The organism is Roseibium sp., from assembly GCF_039982295.1.
GTDB lineage: Bacteria > Pseudomonadota > Alphaproteobacteria > Rhizobiales > Stappiaceae > Roseibium.
Map to the genome: position 1 here is coordinate 132,158 of NZ_JBDWYP010000064.1, position 22,435 is coordinate 154,592.

The 22,435-nt window shown below is 55.7% G+C and carries 20 protein-coding genes; 11 read left to right on the forward strand and 9 right to left on the reverse strand.

Annotated elements, in window-relative coordinates:
- Positions 1–160: 160 nt before the first annotated feature.
- Both ABJZ52_RS13525 and ABJZ52_RS13530 read left to right on the forward strand, forming a co-directional pair.
- Complete coding sequence (locus tag ABJZ52_RS13525) at positions 161–1,147, forward strand: D-glycerate dehydrogenase (RefSeq protein ID WP_153771639.1); 987 nt, start codon at positions 161–163, stop codon at positions 1,145–1,147.
- 26 nt (positions 1,148–1,173) lie between these two features.
- Positions 1,174–2,040: an aminoglycoside phosphotransferase family protein gene (locus ABJZ52_RS13530; protein ID WP_348191397.1), complete on the forward strand. Its 867-nt coding sequence runs from the start codon at positions 1,174–1,176 to the stop codon at positions 2,038–2,040.
- On the opposite strand, the gene dnaQ is transcribed toward ABJZ52_RS13530, so the two are convergent.
- From dnaQ to ABJZ52_RS13555, 5 genes are all read right to left on the reverse strand, one after another.
- Entirely contained in the window at positions 2,041–2,760 is a 720-nt protein-coding gene (dnaQ, locus tag ABJZ52_RS13535) for a DNA polymerase III subunit epsilon (RefSeq protein ID WP_348191400.1), read from the reverse strand.
- 98 nt (positions 2,761–2,858) lie between these two features.
- Positions 2,859–3,446: a dephospho-CoA kinase gene (coaE, locus tag ABJZ52_RS13540; RefSeq protein ID WP_348191402.1), complete on the reverse strand. Its 588-nt coding sequence runs from the start codon at positions 3,444–3,446 to the stop codon at positions 2,859–2,861.
- Positions 3,443–4,288 (reverse strand): shikimate dehydrogenase, encoded by an 846-nt coding sequence (locus tag ABJZ52_RS13545; protein WP_348191405.1) that lies wholly within the window; start codon positions 4,286–4,288, stop codon positions 3,443–3,445. Before ABJZ52_RS13545 ends, coaE begins: the two co-directional genes overlap by 4 nt.
- Positions 4,285–4,878, reverse strand: coding sequence for a Maf-like protein (locus ABJZ52_RS13550; RefSeq protein WP_348191408.1), 594 nt, complete (start codon positions 4,876–4,878; stop codon positions 4,285–4,287). Before ABJZ52_RS13550 ends, ABJZ52_RS13545 begins: the two co-directional genes overlap by 4 nt.
- A gap of 29 nt (positions 4,879–4,907) precedes the next feature.
- Positions 4,908–5,756, reverse strand: coding sequence for a pyruvate, water dikinase regulatory protein (locus ABJZ52_RS13555; RefSeq protein ID WP_348191411.1), 849 nt, complete (start codon positions 5,754–5,756; stop codon positions 4,908–4,910).
- A gap of 428 nt (positions 5,757–6,184) precedes the next feature.
- Here ABJZ52_RS13555 and hemE point away from each other — a divergent pair, with 428 nt between their 5' ends.
- The 4 genes from hemE to ABJZ52_RS13575 all read left to right on the forward strand — a co-directional run bounded on the left by hemE (position 6,185) and on the right by ABJZ52_RS13575 (position 9,888).
- Positions 6,185–7,213, forward strand: coding sequence for a uroporphyrinogen decarboxylase (gene hemE, locus ABJZ52_RS13560; RefSeq protein ID WP_348191414.1), 1,029 nt, complete (start codon positions 6,185–6,187; stop codon positions 7,211–7,213).
- 5 nt (positions 7,214–7,218) lie between these two features.
- A complete protein-coding gene (gene hemJ / locus ABJZ52_RS13565) occupies positions 7,219–7,647 on the forward strand; it encodes a protoporphyrinogen oxidase HemJ (protein ID WP_348191416.1) in 429 nt (142 codons plus the stop codon).
- Positions 7,648–7,916: 269 nt separating this feature from the next.
- Positions 7,917–9,182, forward strand: a complete 1,266-nt coding sequence (rho, locus tag ABJZ52_RS13570) for a transcription termination factor Rho (protein WP_348191477.1) — start codon at positions 7,917–7,919, stop codon at positions 9,180–9,182.
- Between the two features lie 133 nt (positions 9,183–9,315).
- Positions 9,316–9,888, forward strand: a complete 573-nt coding sequence (locus ABJZ52_RS13575) for a GNAT family N-acetyltransferase (protein WP_348191419.1) — start codon at positions 9,316–9,318, stop codon at positions 9,886–9,888.
- Here ABJZ52_RS13575 and ABJZ52_RS13580 read toward each other — a convergent pair.
- The gene (locus ABJZ52_RS13580; protein WP_348191422.1) at positions 9,885–11,900 is read right to left on the reverse strand and encodes a thioredoxin domain-containing protein; all 2,016 of its coding nucleotides are present in this window, start codon (positions 11,898–11,900) and stop codon (positions 9,885–9,887) included. The two genes, ABJZ52_RS13575 and ABJZ52_RS13580, sit on opposite strands and share 4 nt — an antisense overlap.
- Positions 11,901–12,013: 113 nt before the next feature.
- Between ABJZ52_RS13580 and mnmE the strand changes: the two genes are divergently transcribed.
- The 5 genes from mnmE to ABJZ52_RS13605 all read left to right on the forward strand — a co-directional run bounded on the left by mnmE (position 12,014) and on the right by ABJZ52_RS13605 (position 18,035).
- Entirely contained in the window at positions 12,014–13,363 is a 1,350-nt protein-coding gene (gene mnmE, locus ABJZ52_RS13585; RefSeq protein WP_348191425.1) for a tRNA uridine-5-carboxymethylaminomethyl(34) synthesis GTPase MnmE, read from the forward strand.
- A 270-nt stretch (positions 13,364–13,633) separates the two neighbouring features.
- Complete coding sequence (gene mnmG, locus ABJZ52_RS13590) at positions 13,634–15,508, forward strand: tRNA uridine-5-carboxymethylaminomethyl(34) synthesis enzyme MnmG (RefSeq protein WP_348191428.1); 1,875 nt, start codon at positions 13,634–13,636, stop codon at positions 15,506–15,508.
- Entirely contained in the window at positions 15,508–16,182 is a 675-nt protein-coding gene (gene rsmG, locus ABJZ52_RS13595; RefSeq protein WP_348191431.1) for a 16S rRNA (guanine(527)-N(7))-methyltransferase RsmG, read from the forward strand. Before mnmG ends, rsmG begins: the two co-directional genes overlap by 1 nt.
- Positions 16,179–17,003, forward strand: coding sequence for a ParA family protein (locus ABJZ52_RS13600; RefSeq protein WP_348191434.1), 825 nt, complete (start codon positions 16,179–16,181; stop codon positions 17,001–17,003). The genes rsmG and ABJZ52_RS13600 overlap by 4 nt, the downstream gene beginning before the upstream one ends.
- Before the next feature lie 123 nt (positions 17,004–17,126).
- Positions 17,127–18,035: a ParB/RepB/Spo0J family partition protein gene (locus ABJZ52_RS13605; RefSeq protein WP_348191437.1), complete on the forward strand. Its 909-nt coding sequence runs from the start codon at positions 17,127–17,129 to the stop codon at positions 18,033–18,035.
- 95 nt (positions 18,036–18,130) lie between these two features.
- Here ABJZ52_RS13605 and holA read toward each other — a convergent pair whose 3' ends face one another.
- From holA to leuS, 3 genes are read right to left on the reverse strand one after another with little or no spacing between them, the layout of a single operon-like run.
- A complete protein-coding gene (holA, locus tag ABJZ52_RS13610) occupies positions 18,131–19,174 on the reverse strand; it encodes a DNA polymerase III subunit delta (RefSeq protein ID WP_348191440.1) in 1,044 nt (347 codons plus the stop codon).
- Positions 19,175–19,186: 12 nt separating this feature from the next.
- A complete protein-coding gene (lptE, locus tag ABJZ52_RS13615) occupies positions 19,187–19,753 on the reverse strand; it encodes an LPS assembly lipoprotein LptE (protein WP_348191442.1) in 567 nt (188 codons plus the stop codon).
- The gene (gene leuS / locus ABJZ52_RS13620) at positions 19,740–22,349 is read right to left on the reverse strand and encodes a leucine--tRNA ligase (protein WP_348187795.1); all 2,610 of its coding nucleotides are present in this window, start codon (positions 22,347–22,349) and stop codon (positions 19,740–19,742) included. The genes lptE and leuS overlap by 14 nt, the downstream gene beginning before the upstream one ends.
- Between the last annotated feature and the right edge of the window lie 86 nt (positions 22,350–22,435).

Here is a 22,435-nt window from a genome sequence, read left to right on the forward strand (position 1 = left end):
AAAAGGGGCCGTTGGAAAGGAGAGGGCTCCAGCATCCCCTTGTTTCTCACTTGCCATCTCGGTAATGAGAAAGGGTGTGGCGTGCGCGTTCTCCGCAAGGTGCGCTATGGTGGAACCGTTGTGGTTAACGTGACCTCAACGAGACGCAAAGGCAGGGAACATGGCGAAAAAGAAGCCAGTGGTCGTCGTGACCCGGAAACTTCCGGATGTGGTTGAGACGCGCATGCGCGAGCTCTTTGAAACACGCCTCAATGAAAACGATCGACCTTTCAGCCAGGCAGAGCTGGTAGACGCCGTGAAAACGGCTGACGTTCTGGTGCCGACCGTCACCGACCGCATCGATGCGTCGGTCCTGTCCCAAGCAGGCCCCAATCTGAAACTGATCGCGAATTTTGGGAATGGCGTCGACAACATCGACGTTTCAACCGCCAACAACCGGGGAATCAACGTCACCAACACACCTGGCGTTCTGACGGAAGACACCGCAGACATGACCATGGCGCTGATGTTGGCAGTGCCGCGACGTCTTGCCGCCGGTATCAAGGCCCTGGAATCAGGCGAATGGGCCGGCTGGTCGCCAACCTGGATGCTTGGGCACCGGATCTGGGGCAAGCGGCTCGGCATCATCGGCATGGGACGCATCGGACAGGCTGTTGCACGACGCGCCAAGGCCTTCGGCATGTCCATCCACTATCACAACCGGCGGCGCGTCACCCCCGATATGGAGGAAAGTCTTGAGGCAACCTATTGGGAAAGCCTCGACCAGATGCTCGCCCGCATGGACGTTGTCTCAATCCACTGCCCCCATACACCGGGAACATTTCACCTGCTTTCAGCACGGCGCTTGAAGCTGCTGAAGAAGGATGCCTATGTGGTCAATACGGCCCGCGGCGAGGTGATCGATGAAAATGCACTGATCCGGATGCTTGAAGCCGGCGATCTGGCCGGCGCAGGACTCGATGTTTTCGAACATGAGCCAGCGGTCAATCCCAAGCTGGCATCGCTGGAAAACGTCGTGTTGCTGCCTCATATGGGCTCGGCAACCATCGAGGGCAGGATCGAAATGGGTGAAAAGGTCATCATCAACATCAAGACCTTCATGGACGGGCATCGCCCGCCGGATCGCGTCTTGCCGTCGATGCTTTGACTTGATTTGCAGCATGGACCGGTACCGTGAGGCTTCCTGAAACCCTTCGGCATATCTGCGTCTACAAGGGTGGTGCAGAGTGGCTGGATCAACTGCCCGATCTCTTCGATCAGTGCGTTGCAAACTGGAAGCTGAACAAGATTGGGGCGCCTTTCAGGGGCTCCAATGTTTCTCTTGCGGTTCCTGTCGAACAAGATGGCAATGCAGCCGTCCTGAAGATCCAGTTTCCGTCACCTGAATCAGAACATGAAGCAGCGGCCCTGGCGCTCTGGGATGGGGACGGGGCCGTTCGCCTGCTCGCGCATGATCCGGAGCGCTGTGCCCTTTTGCTGGAGCGGTGCGAGCCCGGCGAATATCTTGCCGATACCACGAATGAGGATGCGCTGAAGGTTGTTGCCGATCTGCTGCGACGCTTGTGGAAACCGGCTGCCGCGCCGTTCTCATGTCTTGCCGATGTGGCTGTTCAATGGGCACTGGAGATGCCCGATGGGTGGGAAAAGGCCGAACAACCCTGCGAACGTTATCTAGTGGACGCCGCCATCGACTACCTCAACGAGCTCGGTAAAAGTCAAAAAGAGTCGGTCCTGCTGCACCAGGATCTTCATGGCCACAACATCATATCGGCGGAAAGAGCTGCCTGGCTCGCGATCGATCCGAAGCCATTGGTTGGTGAACGCGCCTTCTCGATCGCACCCGTGGTGAGAAGCTTTGAGTTCGGTCATACGAAAGAGGCAACGCTCTATCGGCTCGACCGGCTTTCAGATGAACTGGGTTTGGATCGTGAACGCGCCCTTGGCTGGACAGTCGCCCAGACTATGGCCTGGAGCTTTGATGGCGGCTATGTTGCGACCCACCATCAAACCGTTCGCTGGCTGCTCGGACGCTCGTCCTGATCAGGGAAGGTATTTTTTCCAGATCGCGCTGTCGCCCATTCCCTCGATAAAGGTCTTGTGGGCGGCATATTCTGGTTCCTGAAGGCGCGAAGCCAAGGCAGCAGGACGCTGGCGGGCATTGAAATTTCCCAAACCATCTTCAATGCTGACGGACTGGGATCCTGACGCTGCGGCCCGGTCGTCTTCCGGCGACAAGATCAGCGCTTGCTGCTTGCCGCCCATGAGCTCGAGATAGACTTCCGCCAGAATTTCCGCATCGAGGAGAGCGCCGTGTTTGACGCGGCGGGAATTGTCGATCCCATACCGATTGCAGAGCGCATCAAGGGAATTGGGTCCGCTTGGATGCCGCCGGCGAGCGATATCAAGCGTATCGATCACCTGATCGTTGGAAATCGTCCGGCGTCCCGCCCGCTCAAGCTCCATGTTGATGAAGCCCATATCGAAGGCTGCATTGTGGATTACGAGCGTTCCATCGCCGACAAAATCGAGAAATTCATCGGCGACATGCGCGAACAGCGGTTTGTCCGACAGGAATTCTTCCGACAGGCCATGAACGTTAAACGCTTCAATCGGCATATCGCGCTGCGGGTTGATGTAGACGTGGTAGTAGTTTCCGGTCGGGATATGATTGAGCAGTTCAACGCCGCCGATTTCGACCAGCCGGTCTCCACCTCTCGGGTTGAGGCCCGTGGTTTCCGTATCGAAGGAAATTTCCCGCATCTTACCGCCTTGCAGATTGTCAATCTGCAATGTGCCGACTGAGCCGATGCTAGCCAAGCGTCTTTGCGGCTTTTCCCCGTATTGCCCATCTTCGAGACTTAGGGCTTGCCCGCCAGAGCTCTGAGAACAGCTTGAACCGAACGTCTGGCAGCATCCATTCCCAGGCCTGTGTCGATCAGGAAGTGGGCTCGTCGCCGTTTTTCGGCATCCGGCATCTGCTTTGCCAGAATGGCCTCAAACCGTTCCACGGCCATGCCAGGCCGCGCCAGAACCCTCTCGCGTTGAATGGATGCATCGGCCGTCACGACCACCGATGCATCGACCCGCCCGTTGCCGCCGGTTTCAAAGAGGAGGGGAATGTCGAGCAAGACGACCCGGCGACCTTCAGAACGCGCCTTCTCGAGAAACCGCTGTTCCTCTTCCCACACCAGTGGATGAATGATTGCTTCGAGACGCTTCATCGCCTCAGGCTTCCCCAGAACCAGCGGAGACAACAGAGACCGATCAACCCTGCCTTCAATAACTGTTCCTGGAAATTCAGCTTCGATCAGGACAGCTGCGTGGCCGGCATAAAGAGCATGAACCGCTGCATCGGCATCGTGGCCCGGAACGCCTGCCTCGGCAAACAACTGCGCCGTGGTCGACTTGCCCATTCCGATGGACCCAGTCAGGCCGATCCTGATCAACCGTCTTTCTCCAGATCCGCAATCATCATTGCCCGCAACTCTTCATCCACCTCCGGGCGCATGCCGAACCAGCGTTCGAAAGCCGGAACTGCCTGATGCAGCAACATGCCGAGACCATCAACAGTCCTGTTTCCACGCGCTTCCGCCTTCTTCAGGAGCTCCGTTTTCATCGGCACGTAGACAATGTCGGTCACCAATGTGGATTTGGGCAGCAGATCCAGATCGATTTCCAGAGGTGCCTTGCCCTTCATGCCCAACGATGTGGTGTTGATGAGAAGATCAGCTTTCCCGATATAGTCCCCAAGTTCATCCCAGGAATGGCCAATCGTTGAGGAACCGAACTTCTTCGCCATTTCCATGGCTTTTTCGGCTGTGCGATTGAAGATATGCACAGTCTCGAACTTTCGAGACAAGAGCGACCAGATCACGGCGCGAGCCGCTCCTCCAGCCCCCAAAACAATCGCTGTCCCGGGGCTGTTGTCCCAGCCCGGTGCGAGGTGATCCAGGTTGCCAAGAAAGCCGATGCCATCGGTGTTGGCACCGCAAAGCTTGCCGCTCTCGTCAATCCAAAGCGTATTCGCGGCTCCCATGGCCTGTGCAGCCGGATCAAGCTCTGCGCAAACCGATGCAGCAAGCTCCTTGTGCGGCACCGTGACATTGCAGCCCACAAGGCCTGAATCCCTGAAATTCCGGTAGAAGTCTTCCGCAGTCTCGGGATCCACGTCACGGCGGCCATATTCGCCTTCAAGGCCGTATTTCTTCAGCCAATATCCGTGAACCATTGGCGAACGAGAGAAGGTTACAGGCCAACCGGTTATGGCAGCTTTTGGTGGTTTACTCATGTATCAAGCACCTTCTGGCGACGGAGTTCTTCAAAGAGCGGCAGGAGCGGCAGTCCCAAAATGGTAAAATAGTCGCCGTCAATTTTTTCAAACAACTGAATGCCAGGCCCTTCCAACTGGTAAGCCCCGACACTCGAGAGAGCCGTTTCGCCAACATCGGCGAGATATTTTCCAATGAATGCCGGTGTCAGCTCGCGCATGGTCAGTCGAGCCGCCGACACATGACGCCAGATCGCCGAACCGTTGCGTGAAAGCACGACAGCGGACAGAAGTTCGTGTGTCTTGCCGGAAAAGCCAAGCAATTGACGCCGCGCGGCTTCCATATCGTCGGGTTTGGTATGGCGCTGACCCTCAAATGCTAGAATCTGATCCGCACCGATCACCAGATCGCCTGATCGACGGCCGCTGACATCATTTGCCTTGGCTTCCGCGAGCACAGTCGCAAGGTCTTCAGGTGGAAACCCGGCCTCGATCAAGGGAGCTTCTACCGCGCGTTCATCGACGTCGGCAGGATCAACCTCGAAATCCAGACCTGCGTTTTTCAAGAGTTCGCCGCGGATCTTGCTGCCGCTTGCCAGAACCAGTGTCATTTGAGTTTTCCCATCATTGGCAAGAACGATCACATCTCCTGATCGTCAATCTGTTTTGTTTTGGCCGCCCGGTACAGCGCCATGATCTCGGCCGCAGTTTCTTCAATCGATCGGCGCGTAACGTCTATGAGAGGCCACTCGTTGTCCGAACACAGACGCCTGGTCAAATTGATTTCCCGCGCAATTTCCTTCCGGTCGACATATGTGTCGTTGTAGTTTTCCGACTGCAATGACAAAACCCGGTTGCGCCGGATCTGCTGAATGCGCTCGGCCGATGCAATTAATCCAACGACCAGTGGCTTCTTCAGTTCCAGAAGCTGCGAAGGCAACGGAATGTCCGGCACCAAAGGCACATTTGCAGCCTTGATGCCGCGGTTGGCCAGATAGATGCAGGTCGGCGTCTTCGAAGTGCGCGAGATCCCGACAAGCACGATATCGGCAGCCTCCAGATCCTCCCAGATCTGACCGTCGTCGTGCATCATGGTGTAGTTGAGCGCGTCGATGCGCTTGAAATACTCCGCATCCAGCTCATGCTGGCCGCCAATTCGGCGGGTTTGCGTCACATTCAAGTAGGATTGGAAGACAGCAAAAACCGGGTCCAGGATATTGACGAAAGGAATGCCGAGCTCACGACAGGTTCGCTCAAGCCTTGCCGATATATCCTTGTCGACCAGTGTGTAGAGAACGATGCCGGGAGCTGCCTGAATCTCGCTGACGACGCGATCCAGTTGTTTTTGAGTTCGGACGAGGGGATAGACGTGCTCAATCTCCCGAACATCTTCATATTGAACGGTCGCAGCACGGGCGACTGTCATCAGGGTTTCACCGGTCGAATCCGATACCAAATGGAGATGAAAGTAGTTTCTGGACTTGTTCACGTAGTCATCCCCACCCATGTTGAATAACCGGGAAAATTGTCTCTCTGTCCGGTTCCGGCCTGAATTTGTGCCCGCTGACTGGTTTTTATTAACAGCACCTGGTTTTCAAATGACTCCCGGCGAAACGGTCTGGTAACCATGTGAATTAACACAGTCGCTGCAAATCATGGACAGGTTTTCCACGTCCGCCCAATTCGTTAATAGAGTGTTAAAATTCTTCTAAGTTACTTAATATAAAAGAAATTCCGAGTTATCGACTCCTGTGGAGGGTAACTTGTCCAGAACGCGCGACGATTTATCCCGCGTCGAATATGACTGTGAATGATTGTGGAAGCCAAATGATCCCGGTAATCCACTCTCAATAATAAAAAACAGATTCAAACATAGAATCTTTAATAGACTGGATTGTGGGAAAGGGGCTCCGCCTTATGAGATCCGAAGATCGTAGCGTGATGCGTGTGTTGGCAGGAGAGAAAATCTGGCCGCCCCCCATCTGGATGATGCGTCAGGCAGGCCGTTACCTTCCCGAATATCGTGAGGTTCGCGCCAAGGCGCCAAACTTCCTCGACTTTTGCTACAATCCGGATCTTGCCACCGAAGTCACTCTTCAACCGATACGTCGGTATGGCTTTGATGCGAGCATCTTGTTCTCGGACATCTTCGTCGTGCCGGATGCCATCGGATATCCGGTCAGGTTTGAAGAAGGACGTGGCCCGGTTCTCGAACCTCTATGCACCGATCTGGTCGATCGTCTGGAACAGGAACGTGCTGAGGATCATCTCAAACCGGTCATAGAGACAGTTTCGCGTCTTCGAGCTAAACTTCCCAAGGAAACGACGCTTCTGGGCTTCTGTGGGGCTCCCTGGACCGTTGCCTGCTATTCTGTCGCCGGACATACAACGCAGGACCAGATCGCAGCGCGTGTTGGGTCATACCGGGATCCTGAACTTCTTGCCCGTTTCATCGATCACCTTGTTACCGCGTCTATCCGTTATCTCGTTCGCCAGCTTGATGCAGGTGCGGATGCGGTTCAGATCTTTGATACCTGGGCGGGTGTTTTGGACGATGCAGGGTTTGAACGTTGGTCCATCCAACCGACCCGCGCGATTGTTCAAGGCGTGAAGGCTCAAAGGCCCGGCGCCAAGATTATCGGCTTCCCGAAATCGTCAGCAGCACGGATGGAAACCTACATTTCCAAAACAGGCGTCGATGCGGTTGGACTTGACTGGACCACACCAGACAGGCTTGCGCTCGAGATCCAGAAGAAGGTTCCGATCCAAGGCAATCTTGATCCCATGCGGCTTGTTGCTGGGGGTGCAGCCCTGGATGAAGGCGTTGATCACATCTTGCAGACATTTGACAAGGGTCCGCTCGTTTTCAACCTAGGTCATGGCGTGACGCCGGATGCCGATCCGGAAAATGTTGCGCGGATGGTCGAACGGGTTAAGCGGGGATAGGTCCGATGGGCGTCTATGAGTGGGTGAAATCCATACATGTGATTTCGATCATCGCCTGGATGGCGGGAATGCTCTACCTGCCACGGCTCTTTGTTTATCACGTTGATGCAGAGGTGGGATCAGACAAGTCGAAAACCTTCAAGGTGATGGAACGGCGCTTGCTGAAAGCCATCATAAATCCGGCCATGATTTCAGCCTGGATCTTTGGTCTATGGGCCGCTTACGAGATTGGCGCGTTCAGCCAGGGTTGGTTTCATGCGAAGCTTACGCTTGTCATCCTGATGTCCGCCGCGCACGGTTACCTCTCGCGATGTGTTAAGCGTTTTGCACGGGACGAGAATAAAAAGTCGGCGAAATTCTATCGGATCCTTAATGAGGTGCCGACGGTTTTGATGATATTCATCGTTATTCTTGTCATTGGAAAGCCGTTCTAATCGCGAATTCTGTTGGATGGCGGATTTATCTGCCATCTACGCCTTTTTATGTACTTGCAGATTTTTTTGAAATCACTTAGTGTCTCGCCAAATTCAAGCCGGCGTTGTGGAGCATAAGCAGCCAACGGTCCCGGCAGCCACGTCTGATCTAGACCCAACTGGCAGTCTCTCAGAATACCTTCCTATCTTCTTTTGAACTATCGTTCCTAGTCCTGGTTCAAGAAGAACAATCAAGGCATTAATCCATCAAAATGACAGAGCCCAACTCGATTCGGGAAATGAAACTCAAAGACCTCAAACAGAAAACGCCAACCGAGCTCCTGCAAGTTGCGGAAGAGCTCGAAGTTGAAAACGCGAGCACCATGCGCAAGCAGGAGCTCATGTTTGCGATCCTGAAAAACCTTGCGGCTCAGGACGTCGAAATTATCGGCGAAGGTGTCGTTGAAGTCCTTCAGGACGGTTTTGGCTTCCTGCGTTCGCCGGATGCAAACTATCTTCCCGGGCCTGATGACATCTATGTCTCTCCCTCCCAGATCCGCAGATTTTCCCTGCGGACTGGCGATACGGTCGAAGGACAGATCCGAAGCCCCAAGGAAGGTGAGCGCTACTTTGCCCTCCTGAAGGTCAACACGATCAACTTTGAAGATCCGGACAAGGCGCGCCACAAGGTTCACTTTGACAACTTGACCCCGCTCTATCCCGATGAAAAGTTCAAGATGGAGATTGAAGATCCAACGAAGAAGGATCTCTCCTCTCGGGTCATCGATCTGGTTGCGCCGCTCGGCAAGGGTCAGCGCGCATTGATCACCGCGCCGCCGCGCACGGGTAAGACCGTCTTCCTTCAGAACATCGCGCAGTCGATCACGACGAATCATCCCGAGTGCTACCTGATCGTTCTTTTGATTGATGAGCGTCCGGAAGAAGTGACGGATATGCAGCGCACGGTGAAAGGCGAGGTTGTTTCCTCGACCTTCGATGAGCCGGCGACGCGGCACGTGCAGGTCGCTGAAATGGTGATCGAAAAAGCCAAGCGTCTGACAGAGCACGGTCGTGACGTCGTCATCCTTCTGGATTCGATCACCCGACTGGGCCGCGCCTACAATACGGTCGTGCCATCTTCGGGCAAGGTTCTGACCGGTGGTGTCGACGCCAACGCCCTGCAGCGTCCCAAGCGTTTCTTCGGTGCAGCCCGTAACATCGAAGAGGGCGGGTCACTGACAATCATCGCGACCGCTCTGATCGATACGGGTAGCCGTATGGATGAAGTTATCTTTGAGGAATTCAAGGGAACGGGTAACTCTGAAATCATCCTCGACCGGAAGATTTCGGACAAGCGGGTTTATCCTTCGATTGATATTCAGCGTTCCGGTACACGTAAGGAAGAACTTCTCGTTCCTGCCGAACGGCTCAAGAAGACGTTTGTTCTCCGCCGGATTCTTAATCCGATGGGAACCGTCGACGCGATTGAATTCCTGCTCGATAAGCTGAAGCAGACCAAATCGAACGATGAGTTCTTCGACAGCATGAACACCTGATCTGAATCGGCTCCGAACCGATTTGATAAAGGCGCGACGATGTGAAAATCGCCGCGCCTTAATTCTTTGTTAAACATGTGTTTCACGTGAATCCACTGACGTTGAGTCAGTTGAATCGGATGCGGGACGAAAAATGCCAAACATGATCATGGAAACGGAGCGACTGATTTTACGCTCTTTCAGGGCAACGGACCGCGATGTCTTTGCGCGTATGAATGCCGACCCCGAAGTCATGCGTTATTTCCCGGCGCCACTGTCTCGTGAGTTGAGCGATGCCCTGGTGGACAAGGCGCTGGCGAAGGAACAGTCCGACGGGTTTTGTTTTGCCCCGATCGAAGAAAAGGCATCGGGAGAATTTCTTGGTTTTGTCGGCTTGTCCCGGCCCTCCTACGTCAAACCGCTACCATTTGATCCCTGCGTCGAGATTGGCTGGCGGCTTGCTCGAAGCGCCTGGGGGAAGGGTTACGCAACAGAGGCAGCAAGAGCCTGGCTTCGATTCGGTTTCGTAACCTTGGATCTCGAGGAAATCGTTTCCTTTACAACAGTCACCAATGCTCCTTCTCGCAAGGTGATGAAGCGCCTTGGGATGACCTATGATCCAGCTGATGACTTCCCACATCCGGCCCTTGAGCAAGGTCACCCCTTCGAGGCTCACGTGCTCTATCGGTTGGACCGGAAGGACTGGATAGCCCAGACTGGTGGTTAGTCGACCTTCTGCAGGACCGATTCAAGATCCCTGCGGCTTTGGATGGGAAACGAGCATGCTCCTTCGCGGCAGAGATAGACGGTCGGCTTGTCATCCAGCGCGTTCTTGTGTTTCGCGGGATGCCCTTCCGGGAAATCGTCGGTTGAGGTGACAAGGATTTGCATCAAGGCAGGATCAACCGCGCGGTTCAGGATCTTGATAAATGGATTCGGATCCGTTCCTTCCGGTGCGACGATCACGGCCAACCGTCCGTTGGTTCGCGTATCAAAAGCGGACAGAAGAGAAGCGGTTGCGAAGATGTTCTTTGGTATCTCTGCCGACAAGGCAACAAGTAGCTTGTCCGCCAGTTCCTTGTATCGCTCCTTGCCAGTCATCAGATAAAGCCTCGAAAAAGCCTCTGCCGCTGTTCCATTGGCGTTGGGCGTGGCTTCATCTGCGACGCTGAACGGGCGGGTGATCAGGCCCGGCGCGTCATCTGCTGTGAGGAAATAGGCACCCTCTTCGCTCTGATAGTGCTGTTCAAGGACGGTTGCCAGGTTCTCGGCATCCGCTATGTAGCGCTCGATCCGGTCTGGATCGGCTTCGGCCAAGGCCAGGGCTGCGACCATCATGCTTGCCTGGTCAGTGGCAAAACCGGGGAAGACCAGCGTTCCATTGCGCCAGGAATGACCGATACGGCCATCACGACTCATCTCGGTCATGACAAAGTCATAAGCTGTGCGCGCAGCCTCCAAATATGATTCACGTGAAACAAAACGGCTCGCACGGGCAAAGCCTGCGATGGCATAGCCATTCCAGTCGGCAAGAACCTTGTCGTCCATGGAAGGGCGTATACGGCCCTCACGGCGCTTCAGAAGTTTCTCCCGCATCTTGGCCAGGCGTGTTTCTTCCTTGGCAGAGAGGCTTGGCGACTTCAGCCGGTTGAGGATCGTGATGCCTTCCCAATTGCCCGAGGGATGGACGTCATAGGCCTTGGCGAAGGTCAGTGCATCTTCTTCCCCGAGTACTTCCGTAATTTCGTCCGAGGACCAGACGTAAAATCTGCCTTCTTCCCCTTCGCTGTCTGCGTCCAGGCTGGAGGCAAATGCTCCACCGGTCAGCTTCATCTCGCTCAACAGCCAATCGGATGTCTCTTCGATTCGGCGTCGAAACAGCTCATCACCGGTTGCCTGATAGGCGTTGACGAGATGCCCAAGATACTGGCCGTTGTCATAGAGCATCTTCTCGAAATGGGGGACAAGCCAAAGGTGGTCGACGGAATAACGTGCGATCCCGCCTCTGAGATGGTCATAGATCCCGCCGTTGCTGATCTGCCTCAGGGTATGAAGGTAGGCGTCCTTGGCGGTGTCGTTGCCACCACGCAGGCCAATGCGCCAAATGAGATCGAGCACGGACGCTTGCGGGAATTTCGGCGCGCCCTTGATCCCACCATGCTCGGTGTCGAACAGGCCGACAAGGCGGTCACCTGCTGCCATCATGAGGCTGCGGTCGATTGGGGCAGTGGGTGTGATCTCTGCCTTGAGGGCTTGCATCAATCCGCTTCGGTTGTTTTCGATTCGCTCCCGATCCGTCTCGAAGGTGTTCGCGACAGCTTCGAGCGTATCAACGAATGAGGGACGGCCCCACTGCGCAGTCTTGGGATAATAGGTTCCGCCCCAGAAGGGTTCGCCCTCTGGCGTCAGGAACATGGTCAAGGGCCAGCCACCCTGTTCACCGAGGGCATGGAGTGCCTTCATGTAGATCTGATCAATATCCGGACGCTCCTCGCGATCGACCTTGATATTGACGAACAGGCGGTTCATTACCTCCGCAGTCGCTGGGTCCTCGAAGCTCTCATGAGCCATGACGTGGCACCAATGACAGGCAGCGTATCCGACTGATAGAAGGATCGGCTTGTTTTGGCTCTTGGCCGTTGCAAGCGCGTCTTCACCCCATTGGTACCAGTGAACCGGGTTGTCCTTATGCTGAAGCAGATATGGACTGGTTGATTGGGCGAGGCGGTTTTCGGTCATGGGGGCTTGCAGTCCTAACGGGATTTTCGGGTCGCTGGATGGCTAAGGTTCAGTAATTCGCCGACAAGTGCAAGCGGGCACAATAGCCGGCTTGAGTGAGTGATGTGAGAGTGATGTCAGATACGATATTTGCGTTATCGAGTGGAGCCTTGCCTGCGGGTGTTGCTGTCATCCGAATGTCTGGTCCGGCAGTCGCGTCGGTCTTGAACCGTCTATGTGGGGTGCTTCCTGAACCGCGCAAGGCTGTCTTGAAGCGCCTGGTCGACCCGGTTTCCGAAGATGTTCTCGATGAGGCGTTGGTTCTTTATTTCAAGGGACCGTCGAGTTTTACCGGTGAGGACGTTGCGGAGCTCCAGTGCCATGGGGGCCGGGCAGTGGTTGCGCGTGTTCTTGAAGTGCTTTCAGGTTTTGAGGGACTACGCCCGGCGGAGGCGGGTGAATTTACCCGGCGCGCTTTTGATCGGGGACGGATGGATCTGACGGAGGTGGAAGGTCTCTCGGACCTGATCGCAGCTGAGACCGAGGCGCAACGCAAACAAGCGTTTCGCCAGATGGGCGGGGTTCTTGGGCAGCTCTATGAAGACTGGCGCAAACGCCTGATCCACATGCGGGCGATGATTGAGGCGGACTTTGATTTTGCCGATGAAGAAGACGTTCCAGGCAGCGTCGCGGATCAGGTTTGGGAGCAGGCCGAGGATCTGATCGGTGAGATCGATCGGCATCTGGAACAGTCGAGGAGCGGTGAGCGGCTGCGGTCAGGCTTGCAAGTCGTTTTGATGGGGGCGCCCAATGCAGGCAAGTCGAGCTTGCTGAATGCCATCGCAGGCCGAGATGTTGCCATTGTGACTGAGGAGGCTGGAACCACGCGCGACGCGATCGAAGTTCATCTGGACCTCGGCGGCTATCCTGTAACGCTGGTCGATACGGCAGGGCTTCGCGATACGGAAGGACGGGTCGAGCAGGAAGGGATCCGCAGGGCACAGGCACGTGGCGAGGCAGCTGATCTCATTCTGTGGGCGATGGAGCCAGGTGGGCTCGCCCCGGACCATGCGATCTCCGGCCTGAGGGAAGACATTCGTCAATCTGTTCCGATCTGGATTGTTCGAACAAAGGTTGATCTTGAGACTCCTCCGGAACGAGACTCCTCCGGAACGACCCTTGAAATCCCTGTATCTTGTGTAAGCAAGAACGGTTTGGAAATGCTCCTTGGTCAGCTTTCCGGTTTCGTTGGTGAAATGATATCGGTTGGTGAAGCACCTTTGGCAACGCGCGCGCGGCACCGTCACTTCCTGCGTGACTGCCGGGCTGCGTTGCATCATGGTTTGACGAGAGACGATCTGCCTGGCGAGCTCAGGGCTGAAGATCTTCGCTCTGCGGCTGATGCCTTAGGTCGGATTACAGGGCGGATCGATGTGGAGGATCTGTTGGACGTTATCTTCCGGGATTTCTGTATCGGGAAGTAAGATCTGTTTCACGTGAATCATTGAGGCGTTTGGCGGATCGGTTCTGATCCGGAACATGTTTCACGTGAATCATGTTCCTGTTTTCTTTTGACCGGAAATCCTAGCCAATTTATAAGGGCGCTAACGGGACTAGGCGGAGATGCTTGCGCTATTAAGCTCAACCTCTGCGGTGCGCACCAGAAGTGCTGACACATCAGATGGTCCCACTTAAACTCGCTTCGGTGATTTGATCCTTTTGTGCGGTGGTCTGCCATCGACAGATGAATGAATATGACCATGACAAAAATGATCTATGATGTGGTGGTGGTTGGTGGCGGCCACGCGGGCTGCGAGGCCGGGGCTGCATCCGCAAGACTTGGCGCGCGAACGGCTCTTGTGACGCATCGTGCTGACACCATCGGAGTGATGTCCTGTAATCCTGCGATAGGAGGGCTCGGCAAGGGTCACCTCGTTCGCGAGATTGATGCGCTCGATGGCCTGATGGGCCGGGTCGCCGACAAGGGTGGTATTCAATTCAGAATGCTCAATCGGCGGAAAGGTCCTGCTGTTCGCGGACCACGTGCGCAGGCCGACCGAAAGCTCTATCGCGAAGCCATGCAAGCGGAGATCGCTGACATCGACAACCTTGATGTCGTAGAGGGTGAAGCCGACCGCCTGACATTTGGCGATGGTAAAATATCGGGGATTGTCCTTGCAGATGGTCGTGAGATTGTCTGTCAATCTGTGGTTCTGACCAGCGGCACTTTCCTGCGCGGGCTTATTCATATCGGCGACAAGAAGATACCAGCCGGACGGCAGGGAGAGGGGCCCGCCATGGGGCTGTCAATCTCTCTTGAGGAAATCGGTTTTGAGCTTGGTCGGCTGAAAACCGGAACGCCAGCACGTCTGGATGGCCGCACAATTGACTGGCAAAAACTCGAAGAGCAGCCTGGCGATGCGGACCCGATCCCGTTTTCGACGCTGACGGAGAAGATCGAGGCGCCGCAGATCCCGTGCCATATCACGCGGACCACGCCTGAGACCCATCAGATTATCCGTGAGAATCTCTCTCGCTCGGCCATGTATTCGGGTGAGATCAAGGGACGGGGCCCGAGATATTGTCCATCGATTGAGGACAAGATTGTGCGTTTTGGAGATCGCGACGGGCACCAGATTTTCCTGGAGCCTGAAGGTCTGGATGATCACACGGTCTATCCGAACGGTATTTCGACCTCTTTGCCGGAAGATGCTCAGCTGGCATTTCTCAAGACCATCCCCGGACTTGAAAATGTCGTGGTGATTCAGCCGGGCTATGCGATTGAATATGATCATGTGGACCCGCGCGAACTCACAACCACGCTTGAGGCGAAGAAGTGCTCCGGACTTTTCCTGGCTGGTCAGATCAACGGGACGACTGGATATGAAGAGGCAGGAGCCCAAGGTCTGGTCGCAGGTCTAAATGCCGCCTTGAAAGCTGCCGGGCGCGATGCATTCGTCGTCGATCGTAGTCAGGGATATATCGGCGTGATGATCGATGATCTTGTCACGCGGGGGATCACCGAGCCCTACCGTATGTTCACATCGCGGGCGGAATATCGCTTGTCTTTGCGGGCTGACAATGCAGATCAGCGTCTTACCCCAATTGGAGTTGAACTCGGTTGTGTGAGTGAGCAACGTCGAGTCGCCTTCGAAACGAAGATGAAACAGATCGTTGCTGCCCGTGACTTGCTCAAGGGGCTCACGGTCACGCCGGCTGAGGCTCAGAAAAAGAGGTTGCCTGTCAATCAGGATGGGATCCGGCGATCTGCCTTCGACCTGCTGTCTTATCCTGATGTGACTTTCTCGCAGCTGATCAAGGTCTGGCCGGAACTTGAGACAGTGGGTGAGGCTATTGCCGAGCAGGTGGCAACAGACGCGCTTTATGCTGTCTATCTTGAACGTCAGGCTGCGGACATTGCGGCCTTGAAGCGGGATGAGGCGTTGGAGATTCCGGCTGGTTTTGACTTCAATGCGTTGGTCGGTCTGTCAAACGAGGTTAAGCAGAAGCTGGATACTGTGCGTCCGTCGACGCTCGGACAAGCATCCCGAATGGATGGTGTGACGCCTGCCGCGCTCACACTTCTGCTATCTCATATCAAGCGCCAAAGCCGTAAGGGAGCCGCGTGATGGCTCGTTCGGTGTCTTTGAATAACTCTGCAGAGATTGTGCATAACTTCGGGGATGTTTCACGTGAAACGATCGAGCGCCTTCAGATCTATGTTGACCTCGTTCTGAAGTGGCAACCGGCTCAAAACCTGATTGCGCCGTCGACTATCCCGGATATCTGGTCGCGTCATGTCGTCGATAGCCTACAGACCAAATGGTCCCTGTCCGAAGCGAAGACATGGGTCGATATTGGAAGTGGTGCTGGGTTTCCCGGTGTCGTGACAGCTATCCTTCAGGCAGATGATCCAGATAGTCATGTCCACATGATTGAGAGCAATCAGCGCAAGGCGGCGTTTTTGAGAACAGCGCTTCGTGAGACAGGATCCAAGGGCACTGTTCATGCGGGGCGGATCGAATCGGTTGCGAAAGATTGGCAACATGGCGCCGTTGATGCTGTTTCTGGCCGGGCCCTGGCTGCTCTCGATTTGCTCTTGCGTTTCGCTGAGCCGTTTACTGCGGCCGGCGCGCGCTGCGTTTTCCACAAAGGCCAAGATTTCCAACGAGAAGTTAACGAAGCGTCTCACGCTTGGACATTCGATCTGGTAGAAAAGACAAGTCTTATAGATCCTACGAGCCGGATGCTTCTTTTATCCAATATCTCTTCCCGGCCCAGTAAGGAAGGTATCGCTGTATGAGCATGCTTCCAGAATCCCCGCGCGTGCTTGCGCTTGCCAATCAGAAGGGTGGTGTCGGCAAAACAACGACAGCCATCAATCTCGGAACAGCCCTTGCTGCTATTGGTGAAAAGGTTCTTGTTATCGACCTTGATCCACAGGGCAACGCTTCCACCGGTCTGGGTATTGAACGCCGCGATCGCGGGCTGTCCACTTACGATGTTCTCAGTGGCGATTGCAGCCTGGAAGAGGCGGTCAAGGACACCGCTGTTCCACGGCTTTGGGTTGCTCCGTCGACGATGGATTTGCTCGGGCTTGAACTGGAAATTGCGTCAACTGGTGATCGGGCCTTCCGTCTACGCACGGCCATTGAGCAGTTGACCCAGTCACGTCTGTTTCAGGAAATCGGCTTCACCTACGTGCTGGTTGACTGTCCGCCATCGTTGAACCTTCTCACCATCAATGCGCTCTCGGCGTCCCATTCGATCCTGGTTCCGTTGCAGTGTGAGTTCTTTGCTCTGGAAGGTCTCAGCCAGCTGCTGAGCACCGTGGAGCAAGTGCGTAACGCTTTGAATCCAGAGCTGACGATCCATGGCATCGTTCTGACGATGTATGACAGCCGGAACAATCTCTCCAGTCAGGTCGTTGCCGATGTGCGCGAAACGATGGGTGATGCGGTCTATGAAACCATCATTCCGCGCAACGTGCGGATCTCGGAAGCACCGTCTTATGGAAAGCCTGCGTTGCTCTATGATCTGAAATGCTCTGGCAGCCAGGCTTACCTGCGCCTTGCATCCGAGATCATTCAGCGTGAGCGTGAGCTTCGCCGCGTTGCGGCCTAGGGCCTGAGAAAGACAGTGGGCTTTGAGGCTTTGGATCCGGATTCCTTCTGAACCAAATTGTCTCAAAAACTGGTCAATAACTAACCTATTGAAAAATAAAGATAATTAAGAAACGGATACGGTATGGCGGACGACAGTAGCAAGAACAAGCGCTTGGGACGTGGCCTGGCGGCGTTGATCGGCGATTCTGCTACTCAGGATACATCTCCCCCTGAGCGGACGATGCGCGACAGCCGCAAGGTTCCAATCGAGCATCTGGAGCCGAACCCGCGCAATCCGCGCAAGACGTTCTCCGAGAAAGATCTGGCTGACCTCACAGAGTCCTTGCGCGCAAAAGGGATTGTCCAGCCAATCCTCGTTCGACCAGCGGCAGGAAAACAGGATCGTTTCGAGATCATCGCAGGCGAGCGTCGCTGGCGGGCTGCGCAGAAGGCCGGTCTTCACGAAGCGCCGATCATCATTCGCGATGTCACTGATCAGGAAGCCCTGGAGCTTGCGATCATCGAGAATGTTCAGCGCGCGGATCTGAACCCGATCGAAGAGGCGATGGGCTATGATCAGCTGACCGCCGAATTCAACTACAGTCAGGGTGAATTGGCGAAGGTCATCGGCAAGAGCCGTAGCCATGTCGCCAACACCATGCGTCTACTGAAGTTGCCGAACTCGGTGAAAGACTACCTTGCTGAAGGCCTTTTGACTGCAGGCCATGCCCGCGCCCTGATCACGGTGGAAGATCCTGCAGCTCTTGCAGACCTTATCGTTGCCAAGGGTCTGACCGTTCGCGATGCGGAGAAACTGGCGCAGGATCCAGAGGCGCTGCAAAAACTCCTGAGCGGCGGCAAGAGCGAAGTGGCCAAGCCGGAAAAGGATGCCGATACCAAGGCGTTGGAGAAGCGTCTGGCAGATACGCTTGGGCTGAAGGTCAGTGTCGGCCACAAGCCGGGCAAGGAAAGTGGCGATCTGAAGATCAAGTACACTTCGCTTGAGCAGCTTGATGAGCTGTGCCGCAAGCTTGGTGTTGAAACTGGCTGAATTAAAGGCTGGATTCGCGTGCGTAACAATAGTGTCGGGCTGATGCCCGGCCTTTTTTTGTTGTCTTGTTCTTGGTGGATTTGGTGTCGTTTGTTCTAGCGGCGCCGTGCGGAGCGCGACTTGGCAACACGAGCAAGTGTCAGTAGGGCTTCAGAGAGCACTGGAGCGCCAAGGCCTGCATTTAGGCGGGAAACCTTCATCGCTTCATGCAGGCGCTCTGTGGCCTTCGACAGGTCATCTGAGGACCATATCTGGATTTGCCGCGCAATGGCCGTCTTGCGTTTGAAAAAGACAGGAGGCCGTTGGCCGTCGACAATCGCCTGCGGCTGTATTCCCCGGTCGACATCTGCCCGCATCCTGTGAAGCCACTGGAAGTGCTTCAGGGCCTGTCCCGCAACAACTGACGCATTTGAGCCTTGAGCGTCCAGGCGCTCCAGGCCGTGGTCGAGTGTTTCAAGGTTTCCCATGGCCGCGGAATCGATCAATTCCGACATTTCAAAAGCAGAGGCGTCACCGATAATCGCCTCGACATCATCGCTTTCGATGCGACCTTTTCCCAATGCATAGAGGCAGAGTTTCTTCAGCTCTCCGCGACTGGCCATTCGGTCTGCTCCGAGCAGGCTGTGAAGTGCGGCGCGTGCCTCGCGGGAAATGGTAAGGTCGGCATCCCGTGTTTCCTGATCGATCAATGTGTCGATGTCACGGCCTGTATCGGCATAACAGGGCACGGCAACTGCACGGCGATCAGACTCGAACAACTTGCGCAAGCCCGTGCCCTTTTTCAGATCACCGGCTTCCACGACAACCAGAGACGGATTGTCATCGAGTTTTAGCAGGGGAGTCACTGCGGGAGAGAGGTTCTTTCCGCCCGCATCTTTAATCCAGATGATCCGGCGTCCGCCGAAGAGCGGCACAGTCAAAGCTTCATCAATCAGCCGATTCGGGTCGGAAACGATTTCAGAGGCATCAATCTTGGCCAGGTTGAAGGGATCATCGTCACCTTCTGAAGCCTTAGCGACCAAGGCAGACGCACGTTCGGAAACGAGACCCGTGTCAGGCCCATAGATCAGCACCGCGCCACCGGCTGCTGGCGGTTTTGCGAGAAAACGATCTATGTCGCCCGCCTTGAGCGCGGTCATGAGCTCATGTCCTTAGCGCTGGGATGCGAAATAACCGGCGATCCGAGCCTGGATATCGTCGGCCACCGTTGCGGCGGCACGCTGCTTTGCGTCACGTTTTGCCCGTATATTGGCAAAACGCTGGCTGGAGAAGTCATAGGAGGCAGTGGCAAACGAGCGGCCGGTCGTCAGTGTCTTTTGCGTCTCATAGTCGGAGAGCACGAAGGTCGTGTTCATGGTCAAGGTGTAGGCAGATGGCACATCTGCGAGTTCCTCAACACCGACTGCGGCCTGGCTGATGTCCATCAGAACCTTGAGACGATACAGTTTCCGTGGGCTGGCAGCGCCGCCCTCGAAATTGAACGTAAGCTCGTTGTAGAGCTCGCGTGCGGCATCGTCGTCGCTGTGTTTGTCGGAGATCGGATCGATCTCAATTGCGGCAAGTTCTGCCTGAACCGTGCTGTTCGCCCCCGACGGAGTGGCGAGCGAACCATACAGCGGGCGAACCTGGCAGCCGGCCAGAAGTCCTGTAACGGCGAGGGCGGTCACAAGACCGGAGATCGCCTTGCGGCAGCGGACGTTCAGATCAAGCAACGACATTCACGATCCTTTGGGGCACCACGATAATCTTGCGCGGAGCGCGCCCCTCGAGGGCCCGCTGTACGAAATCAAGTTCCAGCGTAGCTGCTTCGACCGCCTCTTTGGAAGCGTCTCTTGCAACGATAATTTCACCGCGTTTCTTGCCGTTGATCTGGATAGGCAGAGTAACGGTATCATCGACGAGAAGGCTGTCCTCGACCGCGGGCCAGTTCGCTTCTGAAATGACGCCTTCGAGCCCCAAACGTGTCCAGCACTCCTCCGCTAGGTGCGGCATCATCGGAGCCATCATCTGGGTCAGATACTCAGCCGCTTCGCGGACGGCATAAGCCGTATCGGGGGCTTCCAGACCATCATGAACGGCCTTGCCAATCTGATTGACGTATTCGTAGATTCGGGCCACAGCGCGGTTGAAGCCGAGGCCTTCCAGATCCTTGGAAACGGCTGCCAGCGTCTTATGGGTCGATCTGCGCAGATCCAGCGCCTTGCCGGAAATCTCGGGAGCTTCGCCCCGAGGAGACGTGCCATCGGCAATTTCCTGGATCAGGCGCCAGACACGCTGAACAAAACGCCATGAGCCCTGAACACCTTCTTCTGTCCAAATGACATCGCGTTCGGGCGGGCTGTCGGACAGCATGAACCAGCGTGCTGTGTCCGCCCCATAGGTTTCGATGATGTCCGTCGGGTCGACCGTGTTCTTTTTCGACTTCGACATTTTCTCGATCGAGCCGATCGTGACGGGAGCGCCGGTGTCTGCATGAGTTGCCGAACGTTCGTTTTCGGCACCCGCGATGACAATCTCGGCGGGGCTCAGCCACTTGCCGTCTTCGGACTTGTAGGTCTCGTGAGTGACCATTCCCTGGGTGAAGAGGCCCTTGAAGGGCTCTTTCAGATCGAGAGCTCCGACCTTCTGCATCGCGCGGGTGAAGAAGCGCGAATACAGCAGGTGGAGGATCGCATGCTCAATACCGCCGATGTACTGATCGACGGGCAGCCAGTCATTTGCGGCCTTCGGATCGGTGGGCTGATCGCAGCGCGGCGCGGTAAAACGCGCAAAATACCAGGAGCTGTCCACGAAGGTGTCCATGGTGTCAGTTTCGCGCAGGGCCGGTTTGCCACAGCAAGGGCAAGTTGTCTTGCGCCAGGTCGGATGCCTGTCGAGTGGATTACCGGGTTTGTCAAAGTTGATGTCAGCCGGCAGTTCGACGGGAAGGTTTTCATCTTTTTCCGGCACGACTCCGCAGTCATCGCAATGGATGACCGGGATAGGGCAACCCCAATACCGTTGACGGGATATTCCCCAGTCGCGCAGGCGGTAATTGACCTGCCGTTCGCCCTGAGGCGTGCCGCCGATCATTGCCTTTTCAAGCGTTTTGGCAACAGCCTCTTTGGCGTCTGCGATGCTGAGACCGTCAAGGAAGCGCGAATTGAAAATCGTCCCGTCGTCCGTAAAGGCTTCATCCGCGATTTCGAAGGTCGCCGGATCAGCGCCCTTTGGCAATACGACCGGTGTGACTGGCAGACCGTATTTGCGCGCGAAATCCAGATCGCGCTGGTCGTGCGCAGGACATGCGAAGATTGCGCCCGTGCCATAGTCCATCAGGATGAAGTTGGCGACATAGACAGGAAGTTCGATTGAGTCATCGAGCGGATGCTTTACGCGCAGGCCGGTGTCGACACCTTTTTTCTCTGCAGTCTCAATGGCTTCTGCAGAGGTACCCATGCGTCGGCATTCTTCGATGAATGCCTGCAGTTCGGGGTTGGTTTCCGCCAGTTTCAGGGAAATGGGATGATCCGGAGACAGGCCCATGAAAGACGCACCAAAGAGTGTGTCCGGCCGTGTCGTAAAGATCTCCAGGACCTCGTCACCCGTGGGCGCAGCCTCCAGGAGTTCAAAACGCACGCGAAGGCCTTCAGACTTGCCGATCCAGTTCTTCTGCATCAGGCGGACTTTGTCGGGCCAACGATCGAGGCTGTCGAGCGCATCCAGCAGATCTTCCGAGTAGTCGGAAATCTTGAAGAACCATTGAGTCAGCTCGCGCTGCTCGACCAAGGCGTCCGAGCGCCAACCGCGGCCGTCGATGACCTGCTCGTTGGCAAGAACCGTCATATCGACAGGATCCCAGTTGACCTTGGCGTTCTTGCGGTAGACGAGCCCGGCCTCGAGGAATTTCAGGAAAAGGCGCTGCTGCTGTTCGTAGTATTCGACGTCGCAGGTGGCAAATTCGCGGCTCCAGTCCAGCGAAAGGCCCATGATCTTGAGCTGTTCGCGCATGAAGGCGATGTTTTCGTAGGTCCAGTCCTTGGGATGGACGTTGTTTTGCATCGCGGCGTTTTCAGCGGGCATGCCAAAGGCGTCCCAGCCCATCGGATGAAGGACATTGAAACCCTTCGCGCGCTTGTAGCGAGCAACCACGTCGCCCATGGCATAGTTGCGCACATGGCCCATGTGGATACGGCCGGACGGATAGGGGAACATCTCCAGGACGTAGTATTTCTGCCGCTCATCTTCGTTGGAAGTGACGAAAACGCCCTTTTCAGTCCAGACCTTTTGCCAGCGCGCTTCTACTTCGCGGGCGTTGTACCGTTCGGTTGCCATTAAAATCGCCGTTTCATGATGCGCCGTCCAGCGACGCTTATTTGTTGATGTGTTTGGCGGACTGTCACCAGAAATAGCGCGTGGGG

What these genes read in the sequence shown, in the direction of transcription:
- ABJZ52_RS13525 (WP_153771639.1), top strand. Translation starts at nt 161, where the DNA reads ATGGCGAAAAAGAAGCCAGTGGTCGTCGTGACCCGGAAACTTCCGGAT.
- dnaQ (WP_348191400.1), bottom strand. Translation starts at nt 2,760, where the DNA reads ATGCGGGAAATTTCCTTCGATACGGAAACCACGGGCCTCAACCCGAGA.
- ABJZ52_RS13545 (WP_348191405.1), bottom strand. Translation starts at nt 4,288, where the DNA reads ATGAGTAAACCACCAAAAGCTGCCATAACCGGTTGGCCTGTAACCTTC.
- ABJZ52_RS13550 (WP_348191408.1), bottom strand. Translation starts at nt 4,878, where the DNA reads ATGACACTGGTTCTGGCAAGCGGCAGCAAGATCCGCGGCGAACTCTTG.
- hemE (WP_348191414.1), top strand. Translation starts at nt 6,185, where the DNA reads ATGAGATCCGAAGATCGTAGCGTGATGCGTGTGTTGGCAGGAGAGAAA.
- hemJ (WP_348191416.1), top strand. Translation starts at nt 7,219, where the DNA reads ATGGGCGTCTATGAGTGGGTGAAATCCATACATGTGATTTCGATCATC.
- ABJZ52_RS13575 (WP_348191419.1), top strand. Translation starts at nt 9,316, where the DNA reads ATGCCAAACATGATCATGGAAACGGAGCGACTGATTTTACGCTCTTTC.
- ABJZ52_RS13580 (WP_348191422.1), bottom strand. Translation starts at nt 11,900, where the DNA reads ATGACCGAAAACCGCCTCGCCCAATCAACCAGTCCATATCTGCTTCAG.
- mnmE (WP_348191425.1), top strand. Translation starts at nt 12,014, where the DNA reads ATGTCAGATACGATATTTGCGTTATCGAGTGGAGCCTTGCCTGCGGGT.
- mnmG (WP_348191428.1), top strand. Translation starts at nt 13,634, where the DNA reads ATGACCATGACAAAAATGATCTATGATGTGGTGGTGGTTGGTGGCGGC.
- rsmG (WP_348191431.1), top strand. Translation starts at nt 15,508, where the DNA reads ATGGCTCGTTCGGTGTCTTTGAATAACTCTGCAGAGATTGTGCATAAC.
- ABJZ52_RS13600 (WP_348191434.1), top strand. Translation starts at nt 16,179, where the DNA reads ATGAGCATGCTTCCAGAATCCCCGCGCGTGCTTGCGCTTGCCAATCAG.
- ABJZ52_RS13605 (WP_348191437.1), top strand. Translation starts at nt 17,127, where the DNA reads ATGGCGGACGACAGTAGCAAGAACAAGCGCTTGGGACGTGGCCTGGCG.
- holA (WP_348191440.1), bottom strand. Translation starts at nt 19,174, where the DNA reads ATGACCGCGCTCAAGGCGGGCGACATAGATCGTTTTCTCGCAAAACCG.
- lptE (WP_348191442.1), bottom strand. Translation starts at nt 19,753, where the DNA reads ATGTCGTTGCTTGATCTGAACGTCCGCTGCCGCAAGGCGATCTCCGGT.
- leuS (WP_348187795.1), bottom strand. Translation starts at nt 22,349, where the DNA reads ATGGCAACCGAACGGTACAACGCCCGCGAAGTAGAAGCGCGCTGGCAA.